This is a genomic window from Pontibacillus sp. ABV4_188 (assembly GCF_056311905.1).
In genome coordinates this window covers 2,198,247-2,219,948 of record NZ_CM149975.1, presented here as the reverse complement: position 1 = coordinate 2,219,948, position 21,702 = coordinate 2,198,247, and the positions used below count along the sequence as shown (strand labels likewise).

25 protein-coding genes and 1 riboswitch are annotated in these 21,702 nt (G+C 39.2%); of the genes, 23 read left to right on the top strand and 2 right to left on the bottom strand.

The genetic code is table 11. The features are described from left to right. Positions 1–10 precede the first annotated feature (10 nt). The 8 genes from spoVAD to ACYX4O_RS11365 all read left to right on the top strand — a co-directional run bounded on the left by spoVAD (position 11) and on the right by ACYX4O_RS11365 (position 6,866). Complete coding sequence (spoVAD, locus tag ACYX4O_RS11400) at positions 11–1,024, top strand: stage V sporulation protein AD (protein ID WP_476350982.1); 1,014 nt, start codon at positions 11–13, stop codon at positions 1,022–1,024. Further along, positions 1,024–1,374, top strand: coding sequence for a stage V sporulation protein AE (gene spoVAE, locus ACYX4O_RS11395; protein WP_036779553.1), 351 nt, complete (start codon positions 1,024–1,026; stop codon positions 1,372–1,374). Before spoVAD ends, spoVAE begins: the two co-directional genes overlap by 1 nt. Before the next feature lie 6 nt (positions 1,375–1,380). Continuing rightward, positions 1,381–1,956, top strand: coding sequence for a stage V sporulation protein SpoVABEA (gene spoVAEA, locus ACYX4O_RS11390; protein WP_476350980.1), 576 nt, complete (start codon positions 1,381–1,383; stop codon positions 1,954–1,956). Continuing rightward, positions 1,940–3,406, top strand: coding sequence for a spore germination protein (locus ACYX4O_RS11385; protein ID WP_476357093.1), 1,467 nt, complete (start codon positions 1,940–1,942; stop codon positions 3,404–3,406). Before spoVAEA ends, ACYX4O_RS11385 begins: the two co-directional genes overlap by 17 nt. Positions 3,407–3,529: 123 nt before the next feature. Further along, positions 3,530–4,840 carry a diaminopimelate decarboxylase gene (lysA, locus tag ACYX4O_RS11380; RefSeq protein ID WP_476350978.1) on the top strand — a complete coding sequence of 437 codons (1,311 nt, stop codon included), beginning with the start codon at positions 3,530–3,532 and terminating at the stop codon, positions 4,838–4,840. A 32-nt stretch (positions 4,841–4,872) separates the two neighbouring features. Further along, the gene (locus ACYX4O_RS11375) at positions 4,873–5,307 is read left to right on the top strand and encodes a peptidylprolyl isomerase (RefSeq protein ID WP_476350976.1); all 435 of its coding nucleotides are present in this window, start codon (positions 4,873–4,875) and stop codon (positions 5,305–5,307) included. Between the two features lie 445 nt (positions 5,308–5,752). Next, entirely contained in the window at positions 5,753–6,214 is a 462-nt protein-coding gene (locus tag ACYX4O_RS11370) for a site-2 protease family protein (protein ID WP_476350974.1), read from the top strand. Between the two features lie 304 nt (positions 6,215–6,518). Next, positions 6,519–6,866: a GNAT family N-acetyltransferase gene (locus ACYX4O_RS11365; protein WP_476350972.1), complete on the top strand. Its 348-nt coding sequence runs from the start codon at positions 6,519–6,521 to the stop codon at positions 6,864–6,866. A 63-nt stretch (positions 6,867–6,929) separates the two neighbouring features. Here ACYX4O_RS11365 and ACYX4O_RS11360 read toward each other — a convergent pair whose 3' ends face one another. Then, positions 6,930–7,451: a DUF309 domain-containing protein gene (locus ACYX4O_RS11360; protein WP_476350970.1), complete on the bottom strand. Its 522-nt coding sequence runs from the start codon at positions 7,449–7,451 to the stop codon at positions 6,930–6,932. A gap of 126 nt (positions 7,452–7,577) precedes the next feature. After that, on the bottom strand, positions 7,578–7,664 hold the full coding sequence (locus ACYX4O_RS11355) for a YjcZ family sporulation protein (protein WP_036779535.1): 87 nt from the start codon (positions 7,662–7,664) through the stop codon (positions 7,578–7,580). 177 nt (positions 7,665–7,841) lie between these two features. On the opposite strand from ACYX4O_RS11355, the gene ACYX4O_RS11350 reads away from it, so the two are divergent. From ACYX4O_RS11350 to ACYX4O_RS11280, 15 genes are all read left to right on the top strand, one after another. Next, positions 7,842–8,582 carry a segregation/condensation protein A gene (locus ACYX4O_RS11350; RefSeq protein WP_476350968.1) on the top strand — a complete coding sequence of 247 codons (741 nt, stop codon included), beginning with the start codon at positions 7,842–7,844 and terminating at the stop codon, positions 8,580–8,582. Positions 8,583–8,588: 6 nt separating this feature from the next. Continuing rightward, positions 8,589–9,188, top strand: coding sequence for an SMC-Scp complex subunit ScpB (gene scpB, locus ACYX4O_RS11345; RefSeq protein ID WP_476350966.1), 600 nt, complete (start codon positions 8,589–8,591; stop codon positions 9,186–9,188). A 375-nt stretch (positions 9,189–9,563) separates the two neighbouring features. Beyond that, positions 9,564–10,073 (top strand): DUF3907 family protein, encoded by a 510-nt coding sequence (locus ACYX4O_RS11340; protein ID WP_476350964.1) that lies wholly within the window; start codon positions 9,564–9,566, stop codon positions 10,071–10,073. A gap of 61 nt (positions 10,074–10,134) precedes the next feature. Then, on the top strand, positions 10,135–11,019 hold the full coding sequence (locus ACYX4O_RS11335; protein ID WP_476350962.1) for a superoxide dismutase: 885 nt from the start codon (positions 10,135–10,137) through the stop codon (positions 11,017–11,019). Positions 11,020–11,153: 134 nt separating this feature from the next. Further along, on the top strand, positions 11,154–12,245 hold the full coding sequence (locus tag ACYX4O_RS11330; RefSeq protein ID WP_476350960.1) for a D-alanyl-D-alanine carboxypeptidase family protein: 1,092 nt from the start codon (positions 11,154–11,156) through the stop codon (positions 12,243–12,245). Continuing rightward, positions 12,246–12,836 carry a nucleoside recognition domain-containing protein gene (locus tag ACYX4O_RS11325; protein WP_476350958.1) on the top strand — a complete coding sequence of 197 codons (591 nt, stop codon included), beginning with the start codon at positions 12,246–12,248 and terminating at the stop codon, positions 12,834–12,836. Further along, entirely contained in the window at positions 12,836–13,366 is a 531-nt protein-coding gene (locus tag ACYX4O_RS11320; protein ID WP_476350956.1) for a spore maturation protein, read from the top strand. The genes ACYX4O_RS11325 and ACYX4O_RS11320 overlap by 1 nt, the downstream gene beginning before the upstream one ends. A 97-nt stretch (positions 13,367–13,463) precedes the next feature. Next, positions 13,464–14,192, top strand: coding sequence for a pseudouridine synthase (locus ACYX4O_RS11315; RefSeq protein WP_188650382.1), 729 nt, complete (start codon positions 13,464–13,466; stop codon positions 14,190–14,192). Between the two features lie 68 nt (positions 14,193–14,260). Further along, on the top strand, positions 14,261–14,806 hold the full coding sequence (resA, locus tag ACYX4O_RS11310) for a thiol-disulfide oxidoreductase ResA (RefSeq protein ID WP_476350953.1): 546 nt from the start codon (positions 14,261–14,263) through the stop codon (positions 14,804–14,806). Between the two features lie 28 nt (positions 14,807–14,834). Beyond that, positions 14,835–16,466: a cytochrome c biogenesis protein ResB gene (gene resB, locus ACYX4O_RS11305; RefSeq protein ID WP_476350951.1), complete on the top strand. Its 1,632-nt coding sequence runs from the start codon at positions 14,835–14,837 to the stop codon at positions 16,464–16,466. A 37-nt stretch (positions 16,467–16,503) separates the two neighbouring features. Beyond that, a complete protein-coding gene (gene ccsB, locus ACYX4O_RS11300) occupies positions 16,504–17,700 on the top strand; it encodes a c-type cytochrome biogenesis protein CcsB (RefSeq protein WP_476350949.1) in 1,197 nt (398 codons plus the stop codon). A gap of 66 nt (positions 17,701–17,766) precedes the next feature. Continuing rightward, positions 17,767–18,483: a response regulator gene (locus ACYX4O_RS11295; RefSeq protein WP_188650374.1), complete on the top strand. Its 717-nt coding sequence runs from the start codon at positions 17,767–17,769 to the stop codon at positions 18,481–18,483. Then, a complete protein-coding gene (locus tag ACYX4O_RS11290; protein WP_476350947.1) occupies positions 18,483–20,249 on the top strand; it encodes an ATP-binding protein in 1,767 nt (588 codons plus the stop codon). Before ACYX4O_RS11295 ends, ACYX4O_RS11290 begins: the two co-directional genes overlap by 1 nt. Before the next feature lie 85 nt (positions 20,250–20,334). After that, positions 20,335–20,519: riboswitch (cobalamin riboswitch) on the top strand. 181 nt (positions 20,520–20,700) lie between these two features. After that, a complete protein-coding gene (locus tag ACYX4O_RS11285; RefSeq protein ID WP_476350945.1) occupies positions 20,701–21,117 on the top strand; it encodes a DUF4430 domain-containing protein in 417 nt (138 codons plus the stop codon). A gap of 5 nt (positions 21,118–21,122) precedes the next feature. After that, positions 21,123–21,653 carry an ECF transporter S component gene (locus ACYX4O_RS11280; protein WP_476350943.1) on the top strand — a complete coding sequence of 177 codons (531 nt, stop codon included), beginning with the start codon at positions 21,123–21,125 and terminating at the stop codon, positions 21,651–21,653. Positions 21,654–21,702 lie beyond the last annotated feature (49 nt).

Genomic DNA, 21,702 nt, shown 5'->3' with positions numbered 1-21,702 from the left:
GGTGTTCAAGATGCGTAAACAAGGGAAGCAATCGTGGGTTTATGAGAACCCTATATATATTAATGCTACAGGCACAGCTGTTGGGCCCAGGGAAGCAAAAGGGCCTTTAGCTGGAACGTTTGATACGAGCTTTGAAAACCTTCATTGTGATGAGAGCAATTGGGAATTAGCTGAGCGCAAGTTAATGGAAACTGCAGTGCAATCTTGTATAGAAAAGGGAGACATCACTAAAGATCAAGTAGATCTATTTTTGGCTGGAGATTTATTAAATCAAAATGTGACGTCAAATTATTTAGCTAGATCCCTTTCGATTCCTTTTCTTTGTATGTTTGGAGCTTGTTCAACTTCAATGGAAACGTTAGCGGTAGGTAGTGCACTTGTGGACGGAGGGTTTGCTAATCATGTAGTAGCTGCTGTAAGTAGTCATAATGCTACAGCTGAAAGGCAGTTTCGTTACCCGACTGAATATGGAGGACAAAAACCAAAGACGGCTACTTCGACAGTAACAGGAGCAGGAGCTGCATTAATAAGTAAGAAAAGATCAAGTATAAGAGTTGAAGCAGCAACGATTGGTAAAGTAATGGATTATGGAGCAAAGGATCCCTTTGATATGGGATCTGCTATGGCACCCGCTGCATATGACACAATAAAGGCACACTTAGAAGATATGGGCCGATTACCATCTGATTACGACCTTATTGCAACGGGCGACCTTTCAGGAGTAGGAAGTCCGATTGTAAAAGATATGTTGAAGGAGGATGGATACAATGTAGACCAAATGCACAATGATTGCGGATTAATGATATATAACAGTGATCAAGAAGTTTTTGCGGGTGGCAGTGGCTGCGCTTGTTCTGCTGTGGTAACTTATGGCCATTTAGTTCAAGCTCTAGAAAAAGGGAAGTACGAACGTATATTAGTTGTAGCTACAGGTGCTTTGATGAGCCCTACAATGGTTCAACAGAAGGAATCAATTCCAACGATTGCACATGGCGTCGTTTTAATGAGAGAGGAGGGTCAATAATGGATTACGTTTGGGCATTTGTAGTCGGTGGTGCGATTTGCGTGATAGGACAAATTTTGCTGGATGTTTTTAAGTTGACCCCTGCTCATGTAATGGCCTCCTTCGTTGTTTCAGGTGCTGTGCTTGACGGGTTTAATATTTATGACAAGTTAATTGAGTTTGCTGGAGCTGGCGCTACCGTTCCGATCACAAGTTTTGGACATTCTTTATTACATGGCGCTATGGAACAAGCGGACAAGAACGGCCTTCTGGGCATCGGAATAGGGATCTTTCACTTAACATCTGTTGGTATCGCTTCTGCCATATTATTTGGATTTTTAGTGGCTCTCATATTCAAACCGAAAGGATAGATGTATATGCTTTTAAAAAAAGTTATTGTCATCACAGATGGAGACGAGTATGCCAGGAAAGCCATTGATTACCTTGCGGGAGAGATTGGAGGCACGTCTCTGGCCCAATATTCAGCCAACCCAACTACTGCTTCTTCTGAAGAGATTATAAAAGCGGTAAATAGAGCGAAAGAAGAGCCTGTATATGTTTTGTTAGATGATGCAGGGATTCAAGGTGTAGGCCCAGGAGAACGTGTGTTACTCGATCTTGCGAAAGAATCATCTATTACTATAATAGGAGCAATCGCAGTAGCTTCCCATACTCGCTATAGGGAGTGGTCTCGATTCACTTTTGCGATCGATCGTAAGGGTGAGATTGTAGCACAGGGTGTTGATAAAGAAGGCGAGAGAGAAATGGAAATCGGACGGATTAGTGGTGATACGGTTTATTCCCTTGATGAGCTGGACATCCCGACTGTTGTTGCTATTGGAGATATCGGGAAGATGTATGGTCAAGATGATTTGAAAAAGGGAGTGCCAATAACAAGAAAAGCAATTGAACTGATTTTGGAAAGGGCTGATGAAAATGAAGAAGGGGAGTAGTCAACCGATCTCTTCCAAAATAAAAGAAAATGAACAGTTTCTTAAAGATCGTGTTGGAGTAGGAATCTCATTCGATTTGGGGTTTCGGAAAATTAAAGTGTTCGAAAGAGATATTGATATTTATTATTTAACAGGTATGTGTGATACTCAATATATTATTGAATTAATGAAGAAATTAATCGAGATTAATGATGTTGAACGGCATAATAAGTCTAAATTATTTTCCATAGTAGAGAACCGTTTAGTGCACCAACAAGTATCAAAGGTAAAAGATTTAGGTGAAGCTACGACTCAGCTCCTCTCAGGTTTAATTATTGTGTTTGTTGATGGGTATAGTGAAGCGTTCATTGTAGATGTGCGTATGTACCCCGGGAGGTCACCTAGTGAACCAGATACTGAGAAAGTTGTACGAGGGTCTCGTGATGGATATACAGAAAACATTATTGAAAATACTTCTTTAACAAGAAGGAGGGTAAGAGACGAAAGACTCCGCCATGAAATATTTCAAGTGGGTGAACGTTCTAAGACGGATATTTGTCTATCTTACTTACAAGATGTAGCGGATCCGGATTTAATTAATCTAATTAAAGAAGAAATAAAGAATATTGATATAGATGGATTATCTATGGCGGATAAAACTGTCGAAGAATATCTCGTCAGTCAAGGGAAAAACCCTTTTCCTCTTGTTAGGTATACGGAGAGGCCTGATGTAGCTTCAGCTCATTTGTTTGAAGGTCATGTATTAATTATGGTAGATACTTCTCCAAGTATGATTATTACTCCGACTACGTTTTTCCACCATGTGCAACACGCAGAAGAGTACCGCCAAGCGCCCATGGTAGGTTCTTTTGTGAGATGGGTTCGATACTTAGGTATTTTTATGTCTGTATTCTTATTGCCCTTCTGGCTCTTAATGGTTAATGACCCCACTTTATTACCTCAGTCTTTAAAATTTATTGGTCCTCACGATGAGAGTAATATTCCGGTATTTGCGCAGTTATTAATCGCGGATATAGGGATTGAGTTCTTGAGGATTGCAGCCATTCATACACCAACCCCTCTCTCAACCGCAATGGGTCTAATTGCTGCTGTATTAATAGGGCAAATAGCAATTGATGTAGGGTTATTTATACCCGAAGTCATCTTATATGTGTCTATGAGTGCAATAGGGTCGTTTGCCACACCTAGTTATGAACTAAGCGTTGCCAATAAAATTAGTCGGATTATATTATTGTTAATTACCGCGGCCTTTGGAATAAAAGGGTTTGTAATAGGGTTTACGTTATATATTCTTCTGCTGACACGGACGAATTCGTTGAACACACCGTATCTATGGCCTTTTCTTCCATTTAACTTCGGTGCTTTAACGCAAATTATATTCCGGGTAGCAGTACCTTTAGCTAAGAATAGGCCTAGTATTGTGAAACCCCAAAACAACCAACGCCAATAACATTTGATTATTGAATAACACGTATTGGTGTGGTAAATTTATTTTAATCTTCTAATGAATGAAAGAAGGCAGTCTTTTCTGTCTTCTTTTTAATTGTTTTGGGTAGAATGGGAGTGAAGAAGAATGGTTTACAATATGAACGACAAGGGACATTTAAAAATAGGTGGCGTAGACGTAGTTGAACTTGCTTCAACCTATGGTACACCATTGTTTGTATATGACGTAAATAAAGTTAAGGAGAATGCTCGTAACTTTGTAGAAACGTTTAAAGAGTTAGGAGTTCAAGCGCAAGTTGCATATGCTTCAAAAGCATTCTCTTCTATAGCAATGCTTCAGGTAGCTAAAGATGAAGGTCTTAGCTTAGATGTAGTTTCACAAGGTGAGTTACACACAGCACTTGAAGCCGATTTTCCTCCTGAACGAATACATTTACATGGAAACAACAAAAGCATTCCTGAATTAGAAATGGCGATTGAGCACGAAATAGGCTGTGTTGTCTTAGATAACATTTGGGAAATGGAATTGTTACAAGGCCTATTGGCTGAAAGAGATGCACCTATGGATGTATTATTACGTGTGACCCCGGGTATTGAGGCGCATACACACGATTATATTTTAACAGGGCAGGAAGATTCAAAGTTTGGTTTTGATTTATGGAATGGGCAAGCGGAAGAAGCAGTTAAGTATCTACTTCAAGATCAGCACCATATGAATTTAAAAGGATTACATTGTCATATTGGGTCACAGATTTTTGAGACAGATGGCTTTATCATGGCCATTCGTAAACTTTACGAAGCTTTAGGTTCTTGGAAAGAAACATACGGATTTTACCCTGAAGTGTTGAATCTTGGAGGCGGATTTGGGATTAAGTATACCGAATCTGATGAGCCTCTGCCACTTTCTCGCTACGTGCATCAATTAGTGAAAGAAGTGAAAGGGCAAGTGAAGTATTATGGATTTGATTTGCCTGAGATTTGGATTGAACCTGGGCGTGCTATTGTTGGAGATGCAGGGGTTACTATATATACAATTGGATCCATTAAAGAAATCCCAAAGGTACGTACATATGTGGCAGTAGATGGTGGTATGACTGATAATTTACGTCCTGCTTTATATTCAGCCAAATATGAAGCTGTTGTTGCTAACAAGCTAAAACAAGAGAAGACCAAAACGGTTTCTATCGCTGGGAAGTGCTGTGAATCCGGAGATATGTTAATATGGGATATAGATGTCCCTGAAGTGGAGAGTGGGGATCTTTTAGCCACCTTTAGTACGGGGGCTTATGGGTATTCTATGAGCAATCATTATAACCGATTTCCGAAATCAGCTGTTGTCTTTGTAGAAAATGGTTATCACCAATTGGTTATCAAACGGGAATCTTATCAGGAAATGACTCGATTAGATTTACCTTACACTCCTCCAGACGGCATCTAAATACAGCACATAATGTACAGGAGGAACTATACATGAATAAAGGTTCAATTACATTCGAAAATGGTGAAGTGATCCATTTTGATCTTTACCCAAATGAAGCACCAGGTACAGTTGAGAACTTTGCAAAGTTAGCAAACGAAGGGTTTTATAATGGCTTAACATTTCACCGTGTAATTCCAGGCTTCGTAGCTCAAGGTGGTTGTCCTAAAGGAAATGGAACAGGCGGACCAGGTTACACTATTAAATGTGAAACAGAAGGTAATCCACATACTCACCAAGCGGGCTCTCTATCCATGGCCCACGCAGGTAAAGATACTGGTGGAAGCCAGTTCTTCATCGTACACGAAGAGCAGCCACACTTAAATGGTGTGCACACAGTATTTGGTCAAGTAACAGATGGTATGGATACTGTACTACGCATCCAACCAGGTGATGTGATGCAAGAAGTTAAAGTTTGGGAAGACTAATATTTTCTCTAAAGACTGTTCCATGTAAATGGAACAGTCTTTTTTATTATAAGATCTCTTATATACAAACCCCGAGTTGAGGTATCTCAACTGGAAGGGGCCGCCTGCGTGTATGGTGCTTGGGCTTGCTCGGGGACTACTCGCTTTCCTGCGGGGAGCTGGGAAGCCTCCTCATTCGCTACGCTCCTTGCGGGGTCTTCCCTAGGCTCCTTTCCCCGCGGGAGTCTCGCAGTCCCCGAGCAAGCCCTGCTTTAAAGAGATGAACGGCCCACCTTACACTCACTTAAAGCAAACGGAAAAGCTCACTCAACTCCGAGTCTTCAACATTACTTCCCTTTAGAAGAGCAAAGTTGATAATTCAGGGTGGGGGTTTTTAACTGTAGACTTGCAATATTCGGTGAAGAGGGGGAGAATATGTGTAGATTTGGAGAGAAGGAGCCTTTAAATGGTAGTATTCGCATGGTTTGTTTTTATAGTTGCACCTTTTTGTTTGCTCTTGCATGAGTTAGGCCATTCCTTGTTGGCCAGGATAGCTGGTGCGGAGCGTGTTGAGGTTTTTTTAGGAAGTGGGCCTTCTCTAAAAATTCAAGTGAACCTGTCTTATCATATACATATTGGTTTGTGGTATTTTTTGGGAGCTATGGTTTCTTATGATAAGCAGGAAGGTTTCAATCCAGGGGATCGAATCGCTATATCATTAGGAGGACCATTATTTAGCTTAGCAGGAGCGGTGATTTCGTGGGGAATCTACCTGTATGCTCCTTACTCCATTGTTTCATTCATGATGGTTTTTAATTGTTGGTTATTTATCATAAACCTTATTCCATTCAGGATAAAAGGTAAACGGTCAGATGGGTATTTGGTTATGAAAGACGCTGCTTTTCTAATAAAAGATAAGTGGCACTAAGTATGTTAGAGGGGAGAAAGGCTTGCATATTTAACGAATGTCGTTATAATAAGGGAGGAGTAAAAGATGAAGAAAAAGAATTGGACCCTTTTCTCTATTTTACTCGGAGTGAGTATGTTGTGGGGCGTCATATACTGGATTCTTTTTGTGATAAAGTAAAGAAGTTTGTCGGACTTGAAAAACCAAAAATGTTAACGTGAAATAGTTTTGTATATAAACACTTCGAATAGGAAGTAAAAATAAATTTTCTATAATCATCTTGTTGTCAATCATTGGAAAGTTATTTTCATAATGAGGGGTTAATATGTTAATTCGATATAAGAAAAGTTTTGAAAAAATTGCTATGGGTCTACTTTCTTTCATGCCAGAAGAAAAAGACGTAAAGAAGTTGTTGCAAACAATTAGGGAATATGAGAGTAATGATAACTGGCAACTGTATCTTTGGAAAGAGGAAGATATCCTGGGTGCAATTGGTATTCAGTTTGATGATCAATCGAAAGCTGTTATTCAGCACGTAACGGTTAATCCATCTCATAGAAATTCAGGCATTGGAAAGCAAATGGTAGATGCTGTGAAGCGACAACTGGGTGAAAGATATGATGTATGTTCTAATGAGTATACCGAGGCATTTGTAGACCATTGTGGATCATAAACTTTAGTTATAAAATGAGAAAAGCCAGCTCCTCTGTAAGGTGGAGCTGGCTTTTTTCGTTAGTTAACGATTTTTTTGCCGTGCTGCTAATGCATCTTTTCGTTCTTGTATAACATCTGAACGGTCTCTCATAGAGTGACGGTGCACAATCGACACGTCATCTAGGTTACTCGGGGTATTATATGAAACTCCCCATTCTTTGCATCTTAATAAGGCGGCATCTTTTAGTTCTAAAGACAGAATGGGTAGTTCTATACTTTTGTAAGGTTTTTGCTGGTCAATTCGTTCGCGAATTAAATCAATTTTAGATAACAAAGCCTTAGCTTCTAAACCATATTGACCGAGGAAGTAGTAATGGCTAGATAAGATGGTTTCTGCTTTTTCAATGGTCCTTTTAGCTCCGGTGAAATTATTACGCCTATGGTGATACAAGGAAACAGCTAGTTGGATGAGGCCTACCCAAACCGCGTTCTTGTCAAGTGGTGTATCTTCTTTCCAGCGTTCTTCAAGAAGTTCATGACATTCAAAGTAATCTCTTGTGCCATGGAAATGTGCTAGATAATCAATGTAGGCTTGGTCAAACAAAGGGCAGCCTCCTTTCAAATCTTATCGAATAAGATAAGTGTATCATATGATGAAACATCGATGCGAATAAGGTGAATAAGTAAAAAGAGAGAGCTATCTTTTAGCTCCCTCTATAGACGCTACTGATTAGTATAACCAGCTAGCACCAACGATGATCAATAGAATAAACAACACAACGATTAACGCAAATCCGCCACCATAACCATAACTCATATTGAATTCCTCCTTATTTTCTGTTAACGGATAAATGTTTTTTTGATAACATTTATCTTACGGTATACATTATGAGGAATCACTCCATTGTGTATGGGCGTTTATACCGGTACTGGATATTTTTTTAGAATCCATGTAAGTGGATTACTTTTTGTGCGTTTTAGAGAGGGTTAAAGTATGAATACAAGTTATACGGTAAAAATTGATGCTTTTGAAGGTCCGCTGGATCTTTTGCTTCATTTGATTAACCGCTATGAAATTGATATATATGATATTCCCGTAGCTACCATTACAGAGCAATACACGGCCTACATCCACACGATGCAGAAACTAGAACTGGATATAGCGAGCGAGTATCTTGTGATGGCAGCTACGCTGTTAGCTATTAAAAGCCAAATGCTCCTTCCAAATCAGGAACTTGAAGTGGAAGATGAGGAATACGATGAAGAAGACCCACGTGAAGAATTAATGCGCAGATTAATAGAATATCGTAAATACAAAGAGGCTGCTGATGAGTTGAAAGAACGAGAAGAAGCGACTCAAATATATACCCGACCTCCAATGAGTTTAGAGGGAGAGGAAGAACAGCAGCAATCAGTTACTACACAGGGCAATGTGTCTATTTATGACATGGTCGGGGCGATGCAAAAGCTTTTCCAACGTAAGAAATGGGAACAGCCTCTAGAAACTCGGATACAGCGCCAAGAAATCCCTATACAAGATCGTATGAATGAAGTGCGAAGCGTCATCACCAATTCTAAGAACGGTGTGCGTTTCTTTGAAATGTTTCCTTTTCCAACAAGGACCCATATTGTTGTAACCTTTATAGCAATCTTAGAACTTATGAAAAATAGAGAAGTATACTGTGAACAATCAAACCACTTCGATGAACTCGTGTTATACAAAATGGAGGAATAGTGATTTATGGAAACGAACGAATTACAAGCAATTGTTGAGGGATTGCTATTTGCGGCAGGAGACGAAGGTATGACGAAGAAACAACTTGCTGAAATTATAGAAGTAGATCCTAAAACAATTGAAGAGATTTTACAACAACTTAAAGAAGATTACGATCAGTCATCTAGAGGGATTTCTCTTATGCAATCAAAAGCTTTCTTTCATTTAACAACGAAGCCAGAGCACTCTGCTTACTTTCAGAGATTGAAAGATGCTCCGCACTCTTCCCGCTTATCCCAAGCAGCTTTAGAAGCACTTGCTATTATTGCTTATCAACAACCTATTACACGTACCGAAGTTGAAGAAATACGGGGGGTTAAAAGTGAGCGACCAATTCAAACCTTGATTAATCGCTCTCTAATTGAGGAGCGGGGAAGAAAAGAAGGAAGTGGTCGAGCTATTCTGTATGGTACAACGACGGACTTTTTAACCTACTTTGGCTTAACTTCTATTGACGAACTTCCACCTTTACCAGAAGGTGCTGAGCAGTTGGATATGGAAGATGAAGCCGATTTATTCTTCGAGTCTTTCCAAGAAACATTTGACGATTCATCAGAACCTTCCTGATTACAGGAAGGTTTTTTATTAAAGACAGGGTTAGGTCCGTTATCTAGTGGGGGCTAGGTCCTCCACTACGGAACTGGATAGGCTCCTCACCCCGGGGGAGTCTCGTCGTCCCACAGCAAGCCCTAATTTTAAATGGCTGAACGGACCGCTGTAGTATTATAAGTGCTCTAACTGCCTAGAGTGCAAGATATGGCGCGTTTCCGTCTCCTCAAAACAATATTTCAATCTTCTACCGATCATTGAAAAAGGACATTGTGAGGGATGTGTCGAATAGGTATGTAACATAGTAATAGATTTCATAGATGAGTTCTGTGAGCCATGCTTTGTGTGTATTCTAATTCTTTTATGATTGACCTAAATTAAGGGGGTCTTTAAATGAGTAATCAAATGGTTCGTGCGCAGATGGAAGAGGTAAAAGGGATCTTAAAGAAGTCTGTTGCTGATACGAATGACTATTTAAATCAACAATCCATTGGGGCCATGCTTCTTGAAGAGGGGAGCAAGGATCAGGAATACTATAAGCTATTATTGAAGGCATTACGTCGCTTAGAGGTTTTTTGTGATGAGGCCTATGATGCTGTGCAAATTATTTTAAATTCAGAAACATTCCGTAAGCCTGCAGCGGAAAGAACGCTTTATGGTATTTATCATCAATGCATCATGGAATTCTTTTCTCCAAAAGGGGATATATGGTACGAAGATAGCAGGGCAGCTTATACTGGTAAAGATGCAATTAAATATCATCATGAGCCTCCGCAGTCATTTCGTGTATTAATCGTACAACTTGAGAAAGCGTTCCAGCAAATGAGAGAAGAATTGGCCTATTATGAAACTGATTATCATACTAAGATGGTTATGAAGGAAGATCAAAGAAGCTCCTCTTAATAAAGAGGAGCTTTTCACTTTTTTTAGGCGAGGGGCATACGATACGTCGAGGTGATATCGTATGCAACAAGAAAGAAGACAATACTTACGATCATTATTGAACTGGGCGGATGAAGTAGAGGGAACCTTAAAACAAGCACCTATAGAAAAAAGTAAGCTTGAGGGATGGTTGAAAGATTTTAGTCAGTGGAAGAAAATGATAGAAAACACCCTCCGTAAAGAAGAAATTACTGCTACTGATATGGAAGATGTTGTACGTGAAGGGGAGAGGATCATCTATCATTTAGAAGATCATGTTGAAGCTAATAGGGATACGGGACGTGTACCGATTGGCAAACATAAGCTACCTCCGCTTCCATACTCGTATAATGCTCTTGAGCCCTATATTTCAAAAGAAATCATGCGCTTACATCATGATGTTCATCATCAAAGCTATGTTAATGGTTTAAATAAAGCTGAACTCGAGTTAGAGAAACTTCGAAAGAACGGAGAAGACTCCCTTATCAAGCACTGGTTGAGAGAACAAGCTTTTCATGGTTCTGGCCATTTCTTACACACCATATTTTGGTTTAATATGTCTCCGGAGGGAGGAGGAAAGCCTGAAGAGAAGCTATTAAAGCAAATTAATAAAGATTTTGGTGGTTTTAAAGCATTTAAGAAACAGTTTACAGATGCAGCTAAATCTGTAGAGGGTGTGGGATGGGCTTTATTAGTTTGGGAAATGCGGTCCGGCAGGTTAGCCATTCAAACAGTAGAAAAGCACCAAAATGTCTCGCTATGGGATGTAGTTCCCCTCCTAGCATTAGATGTATGGGAACATGCTTACTATTTGCAATACCAAAATAAGCGCGGAGATTACGTGGAGAATTGGTGGAATATTGTGAACTGGAAAGATGTTGAGGAAAGGCTTATATCTGTAAAAGATTTAAAGTGGAGCCTATATTAGTAAAAGAAAGCCGTGAGACCTTGCGCTCACGGCTTTTTAACGTTTTTATTCATAACTAGGCTTTCCAAAATGATTCATATGCTTGTCAGCTTCGCATATGTTAGTACAAAGTTTATTGAATGGGAGGACTCCCCTTGAAGCTGAAGTGGATCGTTTTAATATGTGTATGTTTAAGTTTAGTGTTAGCTCCTTTAAAGGTGGATGCTAAACCTTCAGTCTCAGCGCGTAATGCGGTGTTGATGGAGCAAGAAACAGGACGAGTGTTATATGAAAAGCAAGCTCATGAAAAGAGAAATATCGCTAGTATCACAAAGATTATGACAGCGATCATTGCAATTGAATCTGGAATGATGGATGAAACAGTTGAAACTTCTAAACGTGCTGTATACACGGAAGGATCATCTATTTATCTAGAAGAAGGGGAGGAGATGAAACTAGAAGATCTCGTCTATGGTTTAATGCTTCGCTCCGGTAATGATGCAGCCATGGCAATCGCTGAGCACGTTGGAGGGAGTATGGAAGGGTTTGTCCACCTTATGAATCAAAAGGCAGAGTGGATTGGCATGAATCAATCGCACTTTGAGAACCCTCATGGACTGGATGCGGATGGTCATTATTCTACCGCTTATGATATGGCTCTTCTTACAAAGTACGCTATGGAAAATGACGTCTACAAGAAGATAGCGGGTACGACAACGTATAAGTCTGAGACGAGAACATATGCATGGGGCAATAAAAATAAACTGCTCACCCGTTTATATGACTATAGTACAGGAGGGAAAACGGGTTACACAAAAACGGCGGGGCGTACACTTGTTTCTACAGCTGAAAAAGATGGAATGAATCTTATCATGGTTACATTAAATGGACCTGATGATTGGAATGATCATATCCATGCGTTTAATTGGGGATTTAAGTCTTTCAAAATGAGGGACTTAAGGGAAAATGGAGAACAGTCTCTTGATTCAACGACTGGTTACTTATGGGATGAGGTTAAAGTTCCATTAACAGATCAGGAGTATAAGCAAGTAATGACTAAAACACAAATTCAAAAACCTTCAGAATATGAATCTGTCAATTCTGTATTAGGCCAAGCACTATTTGAAGTGAACAAAGAGGTGGTGGCAACAGCTCCTGTCATGGCAAATCCAAAACCCGCTAATCAAACAAAGAGCTTTGCTCAGACTGTTTTCTCTTTATTTAAAGAGCTTATCGGGGTTAAATAGATGGTTAATCTAATATGGGTTTTCATGGCAGCTGGAGGAATTATCTTTGCTATGTTTAATGGGACAATGGCGAATGTAAATGAGGAGCTATTTCAAACAGCTGATGATGCTGTGATGCTTAGTATTAGTCTAATGAGTGTATTGGTCTTTTGGTTAGGACTAATGAAAATAGCCGAAAAAGCGGGGTTATTAGAGCTTTTAGCCCGCTTTTTTCGCCCATTGATTAAGCGACTTTTCCCAGATATACCTGATGATCATCCCGCTATGGGCTATATCTTATCGAATATTTCAGCGAATTTATTTGGACTTGGTAATGCTGCTACACCAATGGGAATTAAAGCAATGGAAGAAATGAAGAAGTTACAACCCGATAGTGATCAGGCAAGCCGCTCAATGATTACTTTTTTAGCTATTAACACTTCTAGTGTTACGTTGATCCCGACTACCGTTATTGCAATTCGTATGAAATATGAATCCATTGCTCCTACTGAAATTGTAGCTACTACTATTGTAGCTACTTTGATTTCCACATTTGGAGCTATTTTAGTAGATCGCTTTTTCTACTCGCTGCGCGAGAGGAGGATTAAGTAATGCAATGGTTAACAACGGTAAGTACATGGATGATCCCTTTAATCATTTTACTTGTATTAATTGTAGGAACAATTAAACAAGTTCCAACATATGAGACGTTTGTTGAAGGAGGCAAAGAAGGAATTAAAATGGCTGTGAGTTTAATTCCCTTTTTGTTAGGGATGATGGTGGCGATTGCTATATTTAGAGCATCTGGTGCCATGGGAGCGGTTGTCGGAATATTTTCCCCTTTATTACAGCTTGTGGGTGTCCCTTCTGATATTGTACCTTTAGCTCTAGTTCGCCCCATCTCAGGGACTGCTGCTCTTGGTATGACAACAGAGATTATAGGTACTCACGGTCCTGATTCCTTTTTAGGAAGACTTGCGTCTACTATGCAAGGCAGTACGGACACGACTCTTTACATTATTACTGTGTATTTTGGTGCTGTTGGTATTAAGAGGATGGGGGATGCATTGAAAGTTGGACTAATTGCTGATTTTATTGGTATAATTGCCTCTATCATCGTTGTGTCGATTGTATTTGGTTAACAAAAGCGTTAAGATGAAAATGCGTTAACATCTTCATGTTAGCGCATTTGTTATGCATAAACGGTCTACATAATATAGATTGAAAAGGAGTTTGGAAATGGCAAATCATCAGGAAAGATTGCAAAAGGTAATCGCGAAAAGTGGAGTAACCTCCAGAAGAAAAGCGGAAGTTTATATTGTTGATGGAAGAGTGAAGGTGAATGGGAAGGTTGTAAATGAGCTTGGAACTAAAGTTGGCCCAAATGACACTGTTGAAGTAGATGGGGTACCTCTTGAAAAAGAAGTTCCTGTCTATTACTTGTTGTATAAACCAAGAGGGGTTATCTCAAGTGTTAGTGATGATAAAGACCGAAAAGTTGTGACTGACTTTTTACCTGAAGTTAATGAACGTGTTTATCCAGTAGGACGCCTTGATTATGATACGTCAGGTTTAATTATTTTAACAAACGATGGATCGTTTGCTCAGTCACTCATGCACCCGAAACACCAAATCGATAAAGTATATGTAGCAAAGATAAAAGGTATACCTACTAAAGAAGAATTGCAAAGCATGAAAAAAGGAATCAAATCAGATGGTGAACATTTGAAAGCTATTCACACTAAAATGTTGTCTAGTGATCGCAAGAAGAATACATCTATTATTCAAATGGTACTACATGAAGGGAAGAACCGACAAATACGCCGAATGTTTGATGCGTTAGGTTATCCTGTGGATAAGTTGAAGCGCGAGCGCTATGGTTTCTTATCGACTGAAGGCCTACAACCAGGGGAATGTCGTGAAATGACTCCACATGAAGTAAAATTACTAAAAAAGGCATCTGAATAAAATTGTAACTAAATTTTCAAAGTTTACCACTATGGAAAATGGTATAATGTGCGGGAGGAGTGACAAACATGGCGAATAAGAAGAAAAAAAGATTTATTTTTAGAAGTGTAGTATTAGCTATTTTAGCAATTGCCGTTGGGTTTGCGCTCTATTCCTCCTTTACAGATGGCGAGAAGGCTGCTTTAAAAGAAGGGGACACGGCCCCTAATTTTAAATTGAAAACGGTTAATCATGAGAAAGATACTCTAGCCTTATCAGATTTTGAGGGTAAGGGTGTAATGGTGAACTTTTGGGCTACATACTGTGAACCTTGCAAAGATGAAATGCCTTATATGGAAGAGTTATATAAGAAATACAAGGATAAAGACGTAGAAATTCTGGCAGTTAACCTCGACCAGAGTGAACTTGTCGTTACACGTTTTCTTAAAGAATATGGCATATCATTCCCAATTGTTCATGATCAAAAAGGCCAAGTCATGGGGGAATATGGGGTAGGTTACTTACCGGCTAGTTATTTTATTAACCCAGACGGTACAATCGAAAAGAAAATTATTGGACCATTAACGCTTGATCGTCTGGAAGGGTATTTAAAAGACATCACACCTGAGTCTTAAACGAGCCAAGGGATAGAGAGGTTTTTACATGAACAAAATTAAATGTGAGTGCGGTCATGTTAACCCGGAGGGGACCGTTCTTTGTGAAGCTTGTGGGAAACCAGTTGAAGAGAATCAGCATATTGATGGGAACAATGAAAACAAACTATTGAACATGCGGTACGATGGAAGTGCAAGACGTTCAAAAACCTATAATAAAACAATGGTTGATAAAATTTGGAATTTCTTTTCTTCTGTGAAGGTCGGGGTCTGGTTAATTGCAATTACATTAATTGCTTCTTCATTAGGAACGATTTTTCCGCAGGAAATGAATAATCAATCTCCATTACCGGCTGAACAATATTATGAAGAAAACTACGGAATGGCTGGACAAATATATTATCAACTTGGCTTTCATGATTTATATGGTTCTTGGTGGTATATGATCTTAATTGCTTCAATTGGAGTCTCTTTGGTTATAGCAAGTATTGATCGCGTCGTTCCTTTATATCGGTCATTAAAAAAACAAAAGCCAAAACGTCATGAGACTTTTATGAAGAGACAGCGTTTATTTGGCCAAGCTGAATATGCTTCCGAACAAGATTACCATAGAGTTATTGAACAATTAAAAGAACGTCGGTATAAAGTAACTCAAGAAAATGGACATGTTCTCGCGGAGAAAGGACGCTTTTCACGTTGGGGCCCTTATGTGAATCACATAGGGTTAATCATTTTCCTATTAGGTGCTTTAATGCGATTTGTTCCGTCTATGTATGTAGATGCCAACGTATGGGTACGTGAAGGCGAAACAAAAATGATAGAAGGAACCGAAGGGGAATATTACATCAAGAACGAAGATTTCATTGTCGAGATGTATGATGAAAATGATGAACGTTATAAAGAATCAATTGAAAAACAAGGTGGTTCTGTACCAAAAAATTATCAAACGAATGCGGTTCTTTATCAACGAACAGATGAATCTCTTCCAGGCGTAGATCCTGAACTGAAGCAAGTAAAAGAAGGAGAGATTCGTGTAAATGAACCTTTGAAAATTGATGGTTTCGCTATTTATCAAACAACCTATCAGTTAAATGAATTCAAGACAATGACATTTAAGCTTCATGAAAGAAGCGATGCAGAAGAACAGTCGATCGGTGAGTTTACAGTTGACTTAGTTGATCCGAAATCTGAGTATACATTAGATAATGGATATCGAATTGAGCTTTATGATTACTACCCTGAATTTGAAATGAAAGATGGGGTTCCAAGCTCTTTCTCCAAATACCCGAAAGATCCTGCGTTCGTGTTCCATGTCTATCCACCAGGGCAAGAAGAGCCTGAAGTGAACTTTTTGGCGATTGGCTCTAATTTAGATCCTAGTGGAGAGAACCAATATAAAATCGGTATTACTGATTTAGAAATGCGAGATGTGACAGGATTGACCATTCGCAAAGACTATACACTGCCATTTTTAGGTATTGGTGGCGCCATTTTTATGATTGGGGTTATACAAGGAATGTATTGGAACCATAGGCGTATATGGATTCAACCTAAAGAACAAGGATTTTGGGTTGCGGGTCACACAAACAAGAACTGGTTTGGTCTTAAGAATGACTTAGAGAAAGCATTAGATGGAACTAGTGTGGAGCCACCAGAAGACCAACAGGAGTTAAAAGAGTAAACCCATGAAATATTTTGAAGGGTAAGGAGGAATAAAGTTGGAATTAAGCACAATTAGTAGTAATTTACTCTATGCATCCTTCTTTCTTTATTTAATCGCTACTTTCTTTTTCGGAGGTACGATACGGGAGAAAGATGCTCAACAGAAAGAATCTAAGGCTGGTAAGATCGGTATTACCATTACCATCGTTGGATTTGTAGCACAAATAGGCTATTTTATAACCCGTTGGATTGCTAGCCAACATGCCCCTCTAAGTAATTTATTTGAATATACGACCTTCTTTGGTATGATGCTTGTTCTCGCTTTCATCGTTATATACTTCATATACCGATTAAATGTACTAGGGCTTTTCGTATTACCAATTGCTTTATTAATCATTGCCTATGCGAGTATGTTTCCTAGTGAGATCTCGCCATTAATTCCAGCGTTAAATACACATTGGCTGTATATTCATGTTTCTACTGTTTCTCTTGGTCAAGCAATACTAGCAGTCAGTTTTGGTGCGGGTCTCTTATACTTAATTAAAACGTTAGATCAATCTGAAAAAACGAAAAAGAACGCGTGGCTAGAGTTTATTATTTATACTCTTTTTGCGGTCATTGGATTTATTGTGATCACAACCGGATTCCGCTTAGGTGGTTACGAAGTTACCTTTGAAGTTCCTGCAGAAGGAGAGGCAGTGGAAGCTAATACAGTTGATTATACATTGCTTCCTATTGTTGGACCAACAGATGGCACGATGCAAACAGATGGCGCAACCGGACCATTAATAGACGCTCCTTCTTGGATGCAAGGCGAGAAGGCAGCAAGAAAGTTAAATACAATGATTTGGTCCCTTCTAGTAGGGCTTGTCTTATACGTGTTGACGCGTCTTATATTAAGGAAGCGGGTTGCTGCAGCGATTCAACCCAAATTGACTCGGGTGAAGCCATCATTAGTAGATGAAGTTTCTTACCGTGCAGTGGCAATTGGATTCCCAGTTTTTACACTGGGAGGACTGATATTTGCAATGATTTGGGCACAAATAGCATGGAACCGTTTTTGGGGATGGGATCCAAAAGAAGTTTGGGCTCTCATTACTTGGTTGTTCTATGCAGTATTCTTACACTTACGCTTAGGTGCTGGATGGCACGGGGAGAAATCGGCGTGGCTAGCCGTTATTGGATTTGCCATAATCATGTTTAACTTAATAGCTGTTAACCTCGTGTTAGCAGGACTACATTCATATGCGTAATACACTACAAAGGCTGCTAATCTTAAGATTTGTAGCCTTTGTTGCAAATAGAAGGGAGATAGAAATATGGATCAGGGTGGAAAGATTCTCGTAGTAGATGATGAAGAACGAATCCGTCGGTTAATCCGCATGTATTTAGAGAGAGAAAATTACGAAGTTGTGGAGGCTGAAGACGGGGAAGAGGCTCTAGAGCTTGCTATTGGTGACGATTTTGATCTCATACTTTTGGATTTAATGATGCCAGGAAAAGATGGTATTGAAGTGTGTCAGGACATAAGAGAGAAAAAGGCAACTCCAATTATTATGTTGACAGCCAAAGGGGAAGAGTCAAATCGTGTCCAAGGCTTTGAAGCGGGGACTGATGATTATATCGTTAAACCTTTTAGTCCAAGAGAAGTGGTGCTTCGGGTTAAGGCTTTACTGAGGCGTTCCTCATCCACCAAATTCTTGCAAACAGAAACGGGAGCTAGAGATGTATTGGTGTTTGATCATTTAACAATTGATAATGATGCGCATAGAGTAAAAGCTGATGGGAAGGATGTTAGCTTAACACCTAAAGAGTATGAACTTCTACTTTTCCTTGCACAAGCTCCTGATAAAGTCTTTGACCGTGAGCAACTTTTGAAGGAAGTTTGGCAATACGAATTTTTTGGAGATTTGCGTACAGTCGATACACATGTGAAACGTCTCCGTGAGAAACTAAGTAAAGTATCTAAAGACGCTGCCAAGATGATCGTAACAGTATGGGGCGTAGGGTATAAATTTGAGGTAGTTGGTGACTAATGTTCTGGCGAAGTGTAGTAGGTAAGTTATGGTTTACCATACTACTTTTAGTATCATTTGTATTATTTATATTAACGGTATTATTACTTGAATTCTTTGAAAGTTACCATATTTATCAAGCTGAAAAGGAATTAATGCAAACTGCTGAAAAAGTAGAAGATATTCTTGATGAATACGAAGAGCGGTCATTAGCCCTTTCAATTGCTGAGAAGATTATTGATCCTTCAAGCAGAATTGTAGTAGCGTTTGATGAAGAAGATCAATGGATTTCTCCCACCTATAAAGAGGATGTACCCATTGTACCGATGGAGTGGTTGTACCAGGATGAGTCATTATCGACCGTGTTTGATTCAAAGGAAACGGTTATGAAAGAAGATATTATACCTGATACTGAAACACATGTCATGATTGTAGGAATCCCTCTTGCTGAGCAAGGTTCTGGTATTTTCGTCTATCAATCCCTTGCTTTTGTTGAACAAACAACTTCCCAAACGACTAAGATTATTTTCTTGGGTGCTGGGATAGCGATTATTTTAACAACGATCTTTGCGTTTTTCTTATCGACACGAATTACATCTCCTCTTATAAAAATGAGGGAGGGCGCTTTCGAGTTAGCGCGTGGGGAATTCAATACAAAAGTTCCTATCTTGACGCATGATGAAATTGGTGAACTGGCCATGGCATTTAATCGTATGGGGAGACAGTTGAAGTTTCATATAAATGCATTAAATCAAGAGAAAGAGCAGTTATCAGGAATTCTTCGGTCTATGGCTGATGGTGTTATTACTCTAAATCGAAAAGGGCATATGTTAGTCACTAACCCTCCTGCTGATCAGTTTATAGATGCTTGGTTTTATGAACATGAAAATGGATTGCCCAATCACGATCTTTTACCAGGTGAACTACAAGATATGCTTCAAGAAGTTATTACAAAAGAGAAAGAAATCATGACAGAGCTAGTGGTTCAAGGGCGTAGTTTCGTAGTAATCATGACTCCTCTATACGATAAAACATATGTGAGAGGGGCTGTTGCGGTAATTCGGGACATGACAGAAGAACGAAGGTTGGATAAACTTCGTAAAGACTTTATTGCTAATGTCTCTCATGAGCTCAGAACGCCTATTTCTATGTTACAAGGCTATAGTGAAGCCATTGTAGATGATATTGCTGAATCCAAAGAAGATAAGAATGAATTAGCCAAGATCATTTATGATGAGTCTCTCAGGATTGGAAGACTTGTCAATGAATTACTAGATCTTGCACGAATGGAAGCGGGACACATTCAACTAAATAGGGAGTTTGTTAACATTCATGATTATATTGAACGAATCGTGAAGAAATTCTCAGGATTAGCAAATGAAAAGAATATCTCGATACATGTAGAAGTAGATAATAACCTGCAGCAAGTGTATTTAGACTACGACCGTATCGAGCAGGTACTGACCAACTTGCTTGATAATGCTATTCGACACACAGAACAAGATAAACAAGTTTTTGTCAGAGTAACGGAAGAAGATGCTGTTCAATTCTCCATACACGATCAGGGTATTGGGATAGCAGATGAAGATTTACCATTTGTGTTCGAGCGTTTCTATAAGGCAGACAAGTCACGCAAGAGAAGTGGAGGAGGTAAGTCAGGAACCGGGTTAGGGCTCGCTATTGCTAAAAATATAGTAGAAGCTCATAAAGGTTCCATTTCTGTGCATAGTAAGCAAGGAGAAGGAACAACCTTCTTGTTCAAGCTTCCAAATGATTGCGAATCATGACGAACAATCTTGTTTCCTATGAAACCATCTAGAGATAAGTACTTCCTTTTCTAAAGTAACTATGCTACGATACAAACATAATATAATTTCATAATTTAACTATGGTGCTCTCATATGAGAACTGAAAAGGGAATCTGGTTGGAATCCAGAACTGTCCTCGCAACTGTACGTGTGGACGAAAGGGAAATGCCACTTTATATAATTATAAGGGAAGGCTCTCGAGTAGATCGATACACAAGTCAGTAGACCTGCCATGGTTAACCGTTTCAAAGCTTCGAGGATTGAGCGTTTGAGAGACCTATCTTGTCATTGTTTTTTAACGAGATCCGTCATGCTCAAAGACTCTTCCATTAAAAGGAAGGGTCTTTTTTCGTAACAAAAGGTCTGTCTTCGTTTCGTCTCTTCGTAATGCAACGAAACAACTACATATTTTATGGAGAGGTTGGATGAAATGAAACAAATAATGAAAATGATAATGGCGACTATATTTGTATTAGGAGGACTTGCTGCCTGTGGTCAGTCAACAGAGGATGCAAATAGTGGGGAAAGTAGTCCATCTACACAGGAACAGCAAGAACAGCTTGTAACAGTGGAAATTACAACAGATAACGGGGAAGAAGCTATAGCTGAAAAAGAAATTGAGATTGAAGACGGAGCAACTGTAATGGAAGTAATGAAAGAAAATTTTGATATAGAGACGGGAAGTAATGGAGGCTTCATTACTTCAATTGAAGGTGTAGCTCCTAAAGATGGAGAGCAGAAAGCATGGTTTTATTCCGTTAATGGAGAAGAAGCTATGGTCGGAGCAAAGGAATATACGTTAGAATCTGGAGATGCTGTTTCATTTGACTTTCACAGCTGGGAGTAACAGCGATGAACTTATATAAACTAACATTAATCTCATTGCTTGCTGCACTTGCCACCGTTGGAAGATTCTTATTTAGTTTTTACCCAAACGTTCAGCCTGTCACAGCGATTATAATTATTTGTGGTATTTGGTTAGGTCCCTTCTATTCTGTGGTGCTAGCTGTGGTGACTACGATATTATCAAATATGTTGTTAGGCATGGGGATATGGACCTTACCTCAAATAGTAAGCTGGTCATTAATTGGCCTCCTAGCAGGCTGGTTAGGAAAGTATAGGCATGTCGTGCCGATGTATGTATATGCTATATTTGCTGGTGTAAGTGGTTACTTCTTTGGATTTATGATGGCAGTTACATACGGTCAAGTAGGCAATCATTTCTTTGCCTATTGGCTAAGCAGCCTCCCGTTTGACACGTATCATGCTGTTGGTAATGTTGTATTCATGGTTGTACTCTATCCAGTATTGTCTCGTTTGTTTAAACAATATGAAAGTAAAAATATACATTCTTTTAAACACCCCAATCAGTCAATGAACTGATTGGGGTGTTTTTTGTAGTTGATTGTATTAGACTTTTTCAAGATAAAGT

Coding starts and splice junctions, on each gene's coding strand:
- spoVAD (WP_476350982.1), top strand. CDS start 11: ATGCGTAAACAAGGGAAGCAATCGTGGGTTTATGAGAACCCTATATAT.
- spoVAE (WP_036779553.1), top strand. CDS start 1,024: ATGGATTACGTTTGGGCATTTGTAGTCGGTGGTGCGATTTGCGTGATA.
- spoVAEA (WP_476350980.1), top strand. CDS start 1,381: ATGCTTTTAAAAAAAGTTATTGTCATCACAGATGGAGACGAGTATGCC.
- ACYX4O_RS11385 (WP_476357093.1), top strand. CDS start 1,940: ATGAAGAAGGGGAGTAGTCAACCGATCTCTTCCAAAATAAAAGAAAAT.
- lysA (WP_476350978.1), top strand. CDS start 3,530: ATGGTTTACAATATGAACGACAAGGGACATTTAAAAATAGGTGGCGTA.
- ACYX4O_RS11375 (WP_476350976.1), top strand. CDS start 4,873: ATGAATAAAGGTTCAATTACATTCGAAAATGGTGAAGTGATCCATTTT.
- ACYX4O_RS11370 (WP_476350974.1), top strand. CDS start 5,753: ATGGTAGTATTCGCATGGTTTGTTTTTATAGTTGCACCTTTTTGTTTG.
- ACYX4O_RS11365 (WP_476350972.1), top strand. CDS start 6,519: ATGTTAATTCGATATAAGAAAAGTTTTGAAAAAATTGCTATGGGTCTA.
- ACYX4O_RS11355 (WP_036779535.1), bottom strand. CDS start 7,664: ATGAGTTATGGTTATGGTGGCGGATTTGCGTTAATCGTTGTGTTGTTT.
- ACYX4O_RS11350 (WP_476350968.1), top strand. CDS start 7,842: ATGAATACAAGTTATACGGTAAAAATTGATGCTTTTGAAGGTCCGCTG.
- scpB (WP_476350966.1), top strand. CDS start 8,589: ATGGAAACGAACGAATTACAAGCAATTGTTGAGGGATTGCTATTTGCG.
- ACYX4O_RS11340 (WP_476350964.1), top strand. CDS start 9,564: ATGAGTAATCAAATGGTTCGTGCGCAGATGGAAGAGGTAAAAGGGATC.
- ACYX4O_RS11335 (WP_476350962.1), top strand. CDS start 10,135: ATGCAACAAGAAAGAAGACAATACTTACGATCATTATTGAACTGGGCG.
- ACYX4O_RS11325 (WP_476350958.1), top strand. CDS start 12,246: ATGGTTAATCTAATATGGGTTTTCATGGCAGCTGGAGGAATTATCTTT.
- ACYX4O_RS11320 (WP_476350956.1), top strand. CDS start 12,836: ATGCAATGGTTAACAACGGTAAGTACATGGATGATCCCTTTAATCATT.
- ACYX4O_RS11315 (WP_188650382.1), top strand. CDS start 13,464: ATGGCAAATCATCAGGAAAGATTGCAAAAGGTAATCGCGAAAAGTGGA.
- resA (WP_476350953.1), top strand. CDS start 14,261: ATGGCGAATAAGAAGAAAAAAAGATTTATTTTTAGAAGTGTAGTATTA.
- resB (WP_476350951.1), top strand. CDS start 14,835: ATGAACAAAATTAAATGTGAGTGCGGTCATGTTAACCCGGAGGGGACC.
- ACYX4O_RS11295 (WP_188650374.1), top strand. CDS start 17,767: ATGGATCAGGGTGGAAAGATTCTCGTAGTAGATGATGAAGAACGAATC.
- ACYX4O_RS11290 (WP_476350947.1), top strand. CDS start 18,483: ATGTTCTGGCGAAGTGTAGTAGGTAAGTTATGGTTTACCATACTACTT.
- ACYX4O_RS11285 (WP_476350945.1), top strand. CDS start 20,701: ATGAAACAAATAATGAAAATGATAATGGCGACTATATTTGTATTAGGA.
- ACYX4O_RS11280 (WP_476350943.1), top strand. CDS start 21,123: ATGAACTTATATAAACTAACATTAATCTCATTGCTTGCTGCACTTGCC.